This window comes from Brevibacterium metallidurans (assembly GCF_037101285.1).
Lineage (GTDB): Bacteria > Actinomycetota > Actinomycetes > Actinomycetales > Brevibacteriaceae > Brevibacterium > Brevibacterium metallidurans.
In genome coordinates this window covers 136,762-146,773 of sequence record NZ_BAAAAF010000009.1, presented here as the reverse complement: position 1 = coordinate 146,773, position 10,012 = coordinate 136,762, and the positions used below count along the sequence as shown (strand labels likewise).

The 10,012-nt window shown below is 63.2% G+C and carries 9 protein-coding genes and 2 pseudogenes; 6 read left to right on the top strand and 5 right to left on the bottom strand.

Annotated features, from left to right (window positions below; genetic code table 11):
- Positions 1 to 120, top strand: a pseudogene (locus AACX88_RS17670) (IS30 family transposase); the annotation flags it as partial.
- Between the two features lie 102 nt (positions 121 to 222).
- The gene (locus tag AACX88_RS12265) at positions 223 to 1,461 is read left to right on the top strand and encodes a Zn-dependent hydrolase (protein ID WP_339393225.1); all 1,239 of its coding nucleotides are present in this window, start codon (positions 223 to 225) and stop codon (positions 1,459 to 1,461) included.
- 3 nt (positions 1,462 to 1,464) lie between these two features.
- Here the strand turns inward: AACX88_RS12265 and AACX88_RS12260 are convergent, their stop codons facing one another.
- On the bottom strand, positions 1,465 to 2,631 hold the full coding sequence (locus AACX88_RS12260) for an RsbRD N-terminal domain-containing protein (protein WP_339393224.1): 1,167 nt from the start codon (positions 2,629 to 2,631) through the stop codon (positions 1,465 to 1,467).
- Positions 2,632 to 2,889: 258 nt separating this feature from the next.
- On the opposite strand from AACX88_RS12260, the pseudogene AACX88_RS12255 reads away from it, so the two are divergent.
- Positions 2,890 to 3,519, top strand: a pseudogene (locus AACX88_RS12255) (transposase family protein); the annotation flags it as partial.
- Between the two features lie 238 nt (positions 3,520 to 3,757).
- Here AACX88_RS12255 and AACX88_RS17665 read toward each other — a convergent pair.
- Positions 3,758 to 4,591, bottom strand: coding sequence for a hypothetical protein (locus tag AACX88_RS17665; RefSeq protein ID WP_422614441.1), 834 nt, complete (start codon positions 4,589 to 4,591; stop codon positions 3,758 to 3,760).
- Positions 4,592 to 4,864: 273 nt separating this feature from the next.
- A complete protein-coding gene (locus AACX88_RS17660; RefSeq protein ID WP_422614440.1) occupies positions 4,865 to 5,173 on the bottom strand; it encodes a helix-turn-helix domain-containing protein in 309 nt (102 codons plus the stop codon).
- Positions 5,174 to 5,252: 79 nt separating this feature from the next.
- Here AACX88_RS17660 and AACX88_RS12250 point away from each other — a divergent pair, with 79 nt between their 5' ends.
- Complete coding sequence (locus AACX88_RS12250; protein ID WP_259843746.1) at positions 5,253 to 5,867, top strand: helix-turn-helix domain-containing protein; 615 nt, start codon at positions 5,253 to 5,255, stop codon at positions 5,865 to 5,867.
- Between the two features lie 3 nt (positions 5,868 to 5,870).
- The gene (locus AACX88_RS17755; RefSeq protein ID WP_479686351.1) at positions 5,871 to 7,019 is read left to right on the top strand and encodes a tyrosine-type recombinase/integrase; all 1,149 of its coding nucleotides are present in this window, start codon (positions 5,871 to 5,873) and stop codon (positions 7,017 to 7,019) included.
- A gap of 7 nt (positions 7,020 to 7,026) precedes the next feature.
- On the opposite strand, the gene AACX88_RS12240 is transcribed toward AACX88_RS17755, so the two are convergent.
- Complete coding sequence (locus tag AACX88_RS12240) at positions 7,027 to 7,944, bottom strand: 1,4-dihydroxy-2-naphthoyl-CoA synthase (RefSeq protein ID WP_095376755.1); 918 nt, start codon at positions 7,942 to 7,944, stop codon at positions 7,027 to 7,029.
- 103 nt (positions 7,945 to 8,047) lie between these two features.
- Here AACX88_RS12240 and AACX88_RS12235 point away from each other — a divergent pair, with 103 nt between their 5' ends.
- Positions 8,048 to 9,181, top strand: a complete 1,134-nt coding sequence (locus AACX88_RS12235) for an o-succinylbenzoate synthase (protein ID WP_095376754.1) — start codon at positions 8,048 to 8,050, stop codon at positions 9,179 to 9,181.
- Between the two features lie 9 nt (positions 9,182 to 9,190).
- On the opposite strand, the gene AACX88_RS12230 is transcribed toward AACX88_RS12235, so the two are convergent.
- Positions 9,191 to 9,904 (bottom strand): sensor domain-containing protein, encoded by a 714-nt coding sequence (locus AACX88_RS12230; RefSeq protein ID WP_095376753.1) that lies wholly within the window; start codon positions 9,902 to 9,904, stop codon positions 9,191 to 9,193.
- Positions 9,905 to 10,012: the final 108 nt, after the last annotated feature.

Here is a 10,012-nt window from a genome sequence, read left to right as displayed (position 1 = left end):
CTCACCACCATCGCCGAGGAGATCAACAATCGACCCCGCCGCCGACTGGGCTATCTCACGCCCACCGAGGCATTCGCTCGACTGCTCGCCGGCGAGCCCCATGTTGCTTCGACGCCTTGACATCGCCAAATGCTACGAATTCGCCTTCTTCGGTATGCACCTCAAACTGCGGGGTGCCTCTGCGTCTCCGATCCGCTGCGTCGCCATGCCGGTCAGGGACGTATGAGCACGAGCCTGTCACCCGATGAGGGCCGGCTCCGCTCGTACTTCGAGGCTTTCACGTCCCCAGAAGTCGGAGGAACCACGTCTGGCGGCGTCTCGCGACCGGCGGCTTCGGATATGGACGCTGAAGCTCGACGACGACTGGTCGAAATCATGGACGGATTGGGGCTCCGAACGCGGATCGATGACATCGGCAATATGTACGGACGCTACGCGAACGCCGACAATGAAGGTGCGGCGCCGGTGGTCATCGGCTCCCATCTCGATACTGTCGTGCCCGGAGGCCGGTATGACGGAATCCTCGGGGTCGTCCTCGCACTGGAGACCATTGCCCTGCTGCAGGAAAGAGATGTCCACGGTTCGAGACCGGTCGAGCTTGTGAACTTCACCGGCGAGGAGGGGGCCCGTTTCGCTCCGGCCATGCTGGGGTCCGGGGTCGCCACCGGCCTTTATGATGTCGACTACGCCGTTGCACGCACAGATGCCGAAGGAGCGGTACTCGGCGAGGAGCTCGAACGAATCGGATACGCCGGGGATCGACATAACCGCCTTGGTGAGTTCAGCGTTTCACTCGAGGCGCATATCGAACAGGACACGAATCTCGATGACAACCATCTCAGTGTCGGAATCGTCGATGGGATCCGGCCGGTCACCTGGAGCACAATCACACTGACGGGACCAGGGGGCCACGCCGGCGGTCGAGCACAAGTCGATCGCCAGGATCCGCTGGTAGCAGCGGCCCGGATGGCGGCGAGTGTCGATGAGGATGTTCGCGCGATGGACGGTGCCAAGGCTACGATCGGCCAGATGAACCTGCACCCCGGTTCGGCGAACGTCATCCCTTCCCGGGTGACATTCAATCTCGACCTTCGAGCCTCCCAGGAGTCGTCGCTGCGCGATCTTCTGAACGACACGTCTGAGAAGTTTGCAGTCATTGCCGAAGAGTTCGGAGTCACCTACTCTATCGACACCTATTGGAGGATGCCGGAAGCAGTCTTCGACGAGGACATCCGTACCGTCATCGCACGCTCCGCAGAGACACTCGGTATTCAGACAATGACGTTGACGGGAGACATCGGCCACGACAGCCTCCACCTTAGCCAAGTGGGACGCAGCGCGATGCTGTTCGTGCGTACTTCGGGCGGCATTTCCCATGCAGAGGACGAGCACGTCCCGTGGCCCGCGCTGCTCGACGCTGCCAGACTGTACGCAAACACAGTGGTCGAACTCATTAAATGAGGTTCATCGAGTCGTGGCCGCGCTGAGCAGCATCAGACTCAGCGCGGCATCGCGACCGATGGTGACGTCCAGGCCGGTGAGTTCCTCGAAATGATTCAGCCGATTGATGACTGTGTTGCGATGGCAGGACACCTGCCGTGCTGACTGTTTCGTCGAACCAGTCAGCAGATAGATCTCGACGGTGCGGATGAGTCTGTCGCGCTCGTCATCGGCCAACATCTCGACATTCTTCATCAACTGCGTTCGCAGGCCGGGCATGTAGGAGTCGATCGCCGCTCCGAGTGCGGAGGGAAGCAGGTCTTCTGCAGCCACGATTCCTGCATTTTCGTCGAGGCCCGCTATCAGAGCGTCAGCTCCCTGGGCAGCACTGCGAATGTCGGTGAGGCCGTGTGCCGGAGCATACAGCGCCACTGAGAGGCCGGACAGCTCAATGGATTCCTGGACCCGGGTCTCAACAGTCCTCCAGAACACGCATGACGTCCTGCCCAGAGGACTGCCGAAGCATTCCCCCGCTTCCTGGAAGCTCTCGGTCACCGATTGCAGAGCGCGGGCCGCGCTGGGGTGGGCAACTGCCAGGGTCAGGGATTCGTTGTGCTCAATACCAAGTTCGACAGCGATGTTCTCGAGCTCGAACCCTGAGATCTCTGTCTCCCCGAACAGCCGCCCCAAGTACTGACGCGCAATGATGGTGCGATCCCTACTGATCCTGGACTTCTCCTTGAGGAACTCGTCACGAGCCGCCAGTACGTAGTTGTCGATCACCCTATGCAATAGATCAACATGATCGATCAGGGCTTGCTGGTCATCCGGGCCCGCCAGCGCCACCAATCGACGCCAGAACAGCGGGAAGTCGAGCTGGATGGCGAAGACGAGAGCTTCCAGTGAGACTCCTCGTTGCGCGCGTGATCTGCCGAGCATTCGTGCTGCTTCGATCGCCTTCTGGCCGTCGTCTTGCCCGGAGAGCTGTTTAGCAAAGATGCGGAAGATCAGGCTGGCGGCTTCGAGCATGTCATTTCGCGACAGATCGACGCCTGAATAGATGCGGCTGCCGACGAGTTCGTCGACGTATTCGCGCACCAGATCGTCTATCGACGCGGCTAGGCGATTGACCAATCTCTGCCAGGCGGCATCAGAATCGTGAGGAGGATGGTCGAGGTGAAAATGCGTCATAGGTGTTCTTGTTCTTCAGCGAATGTGAGTCAATTTAGGGTATCCGAAGTCGTCGAGGTCTGCCGGCTAACTCCACCGAGGATGCTGCCGGGACGCGGAGAGCACGATGACGTCATTCACCAGTGTCCGACAGTTTGATGTATTGGTAGACCTTGCCACCGTTGTTGAGGAATTTGCGGACGCGTGATGACCCCGGCTGTATACTATCGCCGATGAGTTAGCGACTGGCGTCGAGGTCGTTCAAGTCCGTCATTTTTGATCGGGGCGATCCGCGACGACGCATGGACGGGCAGCGAATACTCTGAAGCGATCTACGACGAGGAGACCAGGACATGGATTTCGAAGGCCGAAGTCGCTGAAATCCCGTTCACCGCGTTCACCTCGAAGAGAAAGGCACTGCAAACGACGGGACGTTTGCTGGTCCGCCGCATCCCTGAACTCAACGAAACCAAACGCATGAGTGGGCAAGACCCATTGTTCGACTTGTTCCAGTATCACGCGTTCTTCACCACCGTCGACCGGACTCGTTTCGACACTGTTGCTGCTGATCAAGTCCACCGCAGGTACGCGATCATCGAGCAGATCAATGCGGAGCTGAAGAGCGGTGCTCTGGCGCATATGCCCTCCGGGGTGGTCAACGCCAACGCTGCGTGGGTGACGATAGCGTCGATCACTCACAACCTGCTGCGGGCTGCTGCCGGACTCATCCGTGGACGGATGAGCAAAGTCCGCGCTCCGACGCTGCGGACATGGTTCATCAGCATTCCGGCTCGGATAACTCATCGGGCCAGGAAACTGATTATGCATCTGCCCACGAAGTGGCCGCGGGCAGATGTATTCTCACGCCTCTGGCAAGCAGCGTTGAGCCCACCAAGGACAGTATTGTCCCGACCGATTCGCTCTTGCTTCGAGCACGATGCCGCGGGGTCTGGAGGAGACCTTCGGAAACTTTCGTGGAAGAGACTGGTGAGAGACCGGGGCAATGTCTCCTGCCCGCTCACCGATTCCGCGCTCGAATCCGAGCGAGCCCCTGGCATCAAGCACATCGGTGGATCAAGGTTAAGTAGCGACATCACAATAGTCACGAGTACCGAAAAGATGATGAAGGGTCCGGGCAGGGTGATGGCTAAGCTGCACCTGGGCCCATCCCCAGCTGCATTGCATCGGCCAGCGTGAGAGCTTCAACCCCAGGTGTACGTCGGCATTGGGGACACATCGGTTCGTCGTTCCGGTTGGGAGCCAAGCCGTCTTGTTGGCCGTGCGCGCATTCCGCAACCTCGCGGGGGAGTGTCCTGAGGAGGCGCGTGATCTCCCCGCGCTCCTCCCGTGCTTGTTGACCAGCCCTGTCTCGGACTCCGTAAAGTACACGCGCCCTGTAGGCGGGGTCGCTCAGGAGTCTGCCGCTGGCAGAGCGAGTCGTCGTTGGGTCTGCGGTGGCCCTCTCAATCATTGCTACAGCTTCGGCCTGTGTGCAGTCGGCGGCAGATGCAACTTCAGCCACGTCCCTGCTAGCGCCGCCCGCCCGTTTACGCGCTCGGTGGTGGGTGGTCTGGTCATTGGTCTGGTGAGGGTTTGGTGGCCCCTCCCGGTGGAGGGGCAGACTCCCTCCCGGTGGAGGGGCAGACCCCTCTTGATTTAGGGTTGCATCCCCTCTCACGAGAGGGGACCCCTCTCGTGAGAGGGGATCACTCTGGGCGTCCTTGAGGTCTCGACGACGCTCCAGGAGCCAATTGCCCCAACTGTTGTGGAGCTCGGTCGCGATCTCTGAAGGTAACGTCAGCCAATACTCCGCGTTCCAGCCGGGCCGGCCCGGCGACACGCAAGTCAGCAGGCCGAAATCTTCTAGCGCACGAAGTGCCTTACGAAGCGCTTCCTCCTTGCAACCTGCGTGACTCATCAATCGCTCGTGGCCGGGGAAAGCCTTGCGACCAAACTTGTCGGAATAGTCGGAAACCAGCATCGCGACGAGTTTCATCATGGTCGGACTGCTGCCGTGAGCCTTGGCCGTCGCCCTAAGATGTTCAGCTTTGAGGTTAGTTACGGCGCGGTGCCAGTTGATGTAGTGGAACGGTGAAATACGGCTCTTGGCTCCGCTGACTACCGTCGGTAGACTAGTCATCAAGGTCTCTTTCACACTGAGGGTCCGAGCAAGAGTTCTGGCAACTTCGGCAGCCGGTGCAACGACTGCCGTGTGCGAGTTTCTGAGGGGCGCGTCTATCTTTCGACGCGCTCCTCATGCTGTCTCGGTGGGATCTTCGCCGCGACTCGTTCGTGAACTTTCTGACTCGATGTACATTCGAATGTCATCGCTCCGATACACGACTCGGCGTCCGAACCGCACGGAGCGTGGGCCAATCCCGGCGTGACGCCAATAGCGGAGCGTTCCCTGCGGAATTCGAAGGAGTTCAGATACCTCAGTGACTGTCAGGAAGTCTGGGCCGTCCTGGAGAGTAAGGATCTGACGTTCGGGCTGGTTGAAGGCAGGTGCGAAGCGAGGCCCGCGCTCAACGTTTACGTGTGGTGTCGAAACTGTTCGGCTCATATCAACACAATAAGCGCATAAATCGAAAATCGCAACTAGCGATTTGCGAATCAGGAGAGGAGTGTATTACTGTGAGTGCATGGCAATAAGAAATGGCGATCAGACCACTGACCAGCGCTTCGGTGAAGTAATCCGCCGACGACGCGAAGCGATCGGGCTAACCCAGGAGGAAGTAGCTACAGCTATGGCCGCCGAGGGTCTCTCCCTCTCAAGCACGAGCCTGGCGAAGGCGGAAGTGGGAACTCGCTCGGTAAAGATCGCCGAGGCTGTTGCGCTTGCACGCGTCCTTTCCTTGCATCTCGACTTACTCGAACTGACCGACTCCGGCGACGAACTGACGGCATTAATGTCACGAGCCTCCGCAGAAGCCGCGACAGCCGCTCGTGCGGCTTCGGAAGCCACAGCAGAAGCCGAGCGGCGGCAAAGGCAAGCTGCGGCCCTTGACGTCCTCAGTCGCGCAAGGACTGAGCCTGTTTCTTGGCCTCGGGATCTAGCAGATCTCCTGGAGGTCGCGTTCGGAAACGAACGGTCTGCTGCTCGTGCTGGCTTGCAGTCGCTCGGAATGCAGCCAGGAGTTCTCGACAAGATCGAGAACGAAGAGCCCGTGGTGCGTGGCGGACGCTGGGACTGGGTGGCCTTCGCGGCTGGCTTCCGTATTGCGAAGTTGCTCCCTAACCTCACGATTGGGCACTAAGTCGTGGCCAGCATCAAGAGGCGTCCGAACGGGAAGTGGCGAGCACGCTATCGCGATGAGGCCGGACAAGAGCACGCGCGGCACTTCGAGCGCAAGGTTGACGCGCAGCGATGGTTGGACGAGGTCACGGCATCAGTCATTACGGGGGTGTATGTCGACCCGGGGGCTGGAAAGGTAAGTCTTGGAAATTTCTATGCTGACTGGGCAGACCGGCAGGTCTGGGTTGACTCGACCCGCGCCAACGCGGACCTAAGTATTGCGTCAACAGGTCTTGCAGACTTTCCGATCAAGTCGATCCGGAAGTCGCATATCGAGTCTTGGGTGAAGCGTTTGGTCGGCAACGGGCTTGCTGCATCCACGATCAAGACGAGGTACGTTGTCGTTCGCTCGGCCTTCCGTGCCGCCGTCGCCGACAGGTTCATTGTCGAAGATCCGTGTACCGGAGTTGCCCTACCGCGCCTTCGGAAGCGCGAGGCGGCTATGCGGATACCGACGCCTGAGCAGGTGGGTAGGTTGGTGGCATGTGCTGACAGCGGGCGACTCTCAACGCGGAAGGGCTTCGGCGCATACGTTCAATTGGCCGCGTTTGCAGGACTGCGTCTGGGCGAGGCCGCGGGAGTCCAGGTAGGCGACATTGACTTCTTGCGCCGGGAACTGCGCGTTCGGCGCCAGGTTCAGCGTGACGGTTCAACGTTCGCCGTACGTGCGCCAAAATATGGCTCCGAGCGAACCGTCTACCTTCCCGACGCCCTAGTGCATGCCCTAGCCCAACATGTGGCCAAGCATGCACCAGGCGACGATCCTACGAGGTGGCTCTTTCCATATCGTGAAGGTCCTCTCTACGACAACGCTGTGATCTGGCGGTGGCGGGCTACCAGGAAGTCAGCTGGACTCACCGAAGTCCGTCTACACGACCTGCGACATTTCTACGCCTCGGGGCTGATTGCCGCGGGGTGCGACGTGGTGACGGTCCAGCGCGCACTCGGCCACGAGTCGGCTAGCACGACGCTCAATACTTACGCGCACCTGTGGCCGAAGGCCGAGGATCGAACACGGAGCGCCGCGGCTAACCTCATGGAGTCCACTTCGGCCGATATTGCGGACTCTCGGCGGACTCGACCTCGGAAATTCGGCTCTGACCAGGGGCTTTGACCTGTTCTTAGTAGTACCAGGGGTACGGCGACCAGTCGGGGTCGCGCTTCTCGAGGAATGCGTCACGGCCTTCGACGGCCTCGTCGGTCATGTAGCCGAGTCGGGTCGCCTCCCCGGCGAAGACCTGCTGGCCCATGAGGCCGTCGTCGACGAGGTTGAAGGCGAACTTGAGCATGCGCTGGGCGTTCGGGGACTTGCCGAGGATCTCTTCGGCCATCGTCAGGGCCGCGTCTTCGAGCTCGGCGTGGTCGACGACTTCGTTGACGGCGCCCATGTCGGCCATCTCCTGCGCGGAGTACGTGCGGCCGAGGAAGAAGATCTCGCGCGCCTTCTTCTGGCCGACCATCTTCGCCAGGTACGCCGAGCCGTACCCGGCGTCGTAGGAGCCGACATCGGCGTCGGTCTGCTTGAACTTCGCGTGCTGCCGCGAGGCGATCGTCATATCGCAGACGACGTGGAGGCTGTGTCCGCCGCCGGCCGCCCAGCCGGGGACGACGGCGATGACGACCTTGGGCATCGTGCGGATGAGGCGCTGGACCTCGAGGATGTGGAGGCGACCGGCCCGTGCCGGATCGACGCTCTCGCGGGTCTCGCCCGAAGCGTACTGGTAGCCGGAGCGGCCGCGGATGCGCTGGTCACCGCCGGAGCAGAACGCCCACCCGCCGTCCTTTTCACTCGGTCCGTTGCCGGTGAGCAGCACCGCCCCGACGTCGGAGGTCTGGCGGGCGTGGTCGAGAGCGCGGTAGAGCTCGTCGACGGTGTGCGGGCGGAAGGCGTTGCGGACCTCGGGACGGTCGAAGGCGATGCGCACGGCACCGACGTCGTCACCGTCGGCGTCGATCGCCCGGTGGTAGGTGATGTCGGTGAAGTCGAAGCCTGCGACCTCGCGCCAGCGGGTCGGATCGAAGATCTCGGAGACGGTCATGGTCCCCAGCCTAACGCGCGCCGAGGTGGCGCCGAGGTCAGGGTGTGCATGCCGGTCACGGGTCCTATGGGGCGGTCCCGCACCCTATGGGTAGGGTGGCCCCATGACCGCCACCGCCCGGGATCTCCCCGCCTCCATCGCCGACCTCCTGCCCCGCGTCCACGTCCTCCGGCTGCCCATGATCACGCGGTTCCGGGGCATCACCGAGCGTGAGGTCATGCTCCTCGAAGGCCCCGCAGGCTGGGCGGAGTTCTCCCCGTTCCTCGAGTACGGGCCCCTCGAGTCCTCCCGGTGGCTGCAGGCGGCACTCGAGTTCGCGGGTCTCCTCCCACCGGAGTCAGGGCAGGACCGCCCCCTCCCGGGGCAGGCGCGCCCGGGTTCCACCTCGACGGCCCCGACTCCGGCCTCGACCGAACCCGGCCGTCCCACCGCCCGTACGTCCGTCCCTGTCAACGCGACCCTTCCCGCCCGTCCCGTCGCCGAGGTCGAGTCGATCCTCGCCCGCTTCGGTGCGGTGGGCACGGTCAAGGCGAAGGTCGCGGAGAACGGGATCGCCTCCCTGCCGGAGGACCTCGCCCGCCTGCGCGAGCTGCGCCGACTCCGCCCCGACGTCGAGCTGCGCCTCGATGCGAACGCGAAGTACACCCTCGCCGAGGCGCTCGACGCCGCCGAGGCCTTCGCCGGGTTCGGTCTCCAGTACTTCGAACAGCCCGTGCCCGGGGTCGAGGACCTCGCGCGGCTGCGGGAGGAGTTGGCCGCCCGGGGCCTGCCGGTGCGCCTGGCCGCCGACGAGTCGATCCGTAAGGCCGAGGACCCCCTGCGGGTGGCCGGGCTCGGTGCCGCCGAGGTCGTCATCGTCAAGGTCCAACCGCTGGGTGGGGTGGCTGCGGCCCGGAGGATCGTCGCGGAGAGTGGGCTGCCGGCGGTGGTGTCCTCGGCGCTCGAATCCTCCGTGGGTCTGGCCGCCGGTGCGCAGCTGGCCGCGAGCCTGCCGGTCACCGCGGCGAGCAGGGAGGTCCTCGGTGAGATGCCCGCGTGCGGTCTCGGCACGGCTCGTCTCTTCGCCGAGGATGTCGTCGCCGATGGCCTCGTGCCCACGGACGGTCGGATCCCCGTGACGCGGATCGCCCCGGACCCGCAGCGCCTGAGGGCACTGGATGCGGGTCCGGGGCGATCGGAGTGGTGGCTGCGGCGGGCTCAGGCGTGCTGGGACGTCCTGCGCTCGCCCACCGAGTGAGGGCTGAACTCAGCCGGCGTTCTTGACGGCCTCGACGGCGGCCTCGGCGACCTTGACCGCGTCCTGCTCGTCGCCCTGCGGCGAGAGGTTGGCGGCGGTGACGACCGTGTTGCCGACACGGGCGACGACACTCTGCGTCGACATCGCCGGAGCTCCGCCGGTCTCCATCGAGGTGCGGGTGCCCACGGCCTCGTCGGCTCCGGCGACCTTCGCGTCGAAGGTCTCCGAGGTCATCTGCATCTCCATGCCCTGCATCGTCATCGTCACATCCCCGCAGGTCTCGGCCATCTTGCTCGAAGTCGAGAACTGATCGGTCGTGGCCTTCTCGTCGGGGAAGCTCGAGAGGCCGACGCTCATCGTGTTGTCGGAGGCGACGCCGACGACGGTGGTCCCCGCACTCGCCTGCGCGGCGTTGAGGCCGGCCATGGCGAGGTCCTTGCACTCGGCGGGCTCGAATTCGGCCTGTTCGAGGGCCTTCGCGGCCTCGCCGCTGGAGACGGCGGAGGCGTCCATCGGCTTGAAGGTCTTGCCGTCGAAATCGGTGGTCTCGATGATGTTCGTCAGGGCTGCCTCGTCGAGCTGCTTCGCGGCCTGGGTCTCCTCGGCCGCAGGCTGCGAGCCGGAGTCCTGGCCGGAGTCGGCGGAGTCCGAGGAGCCGCCGCCGGTGCATCCGGCCAGGGCGAGGACGGCGGTGAGGGTGATGGCGGGCAGAAGGCGTTTCATTGGTCGACCTCTCGAGTCTGGGTACAGCCGTCAGGTGCGGCTGGAGCGGGGGAGCGGCGGGGCGTCACGCCCGGCTTTCAGGCGGGTGCCTGGTAGTCCGCTGGGTGG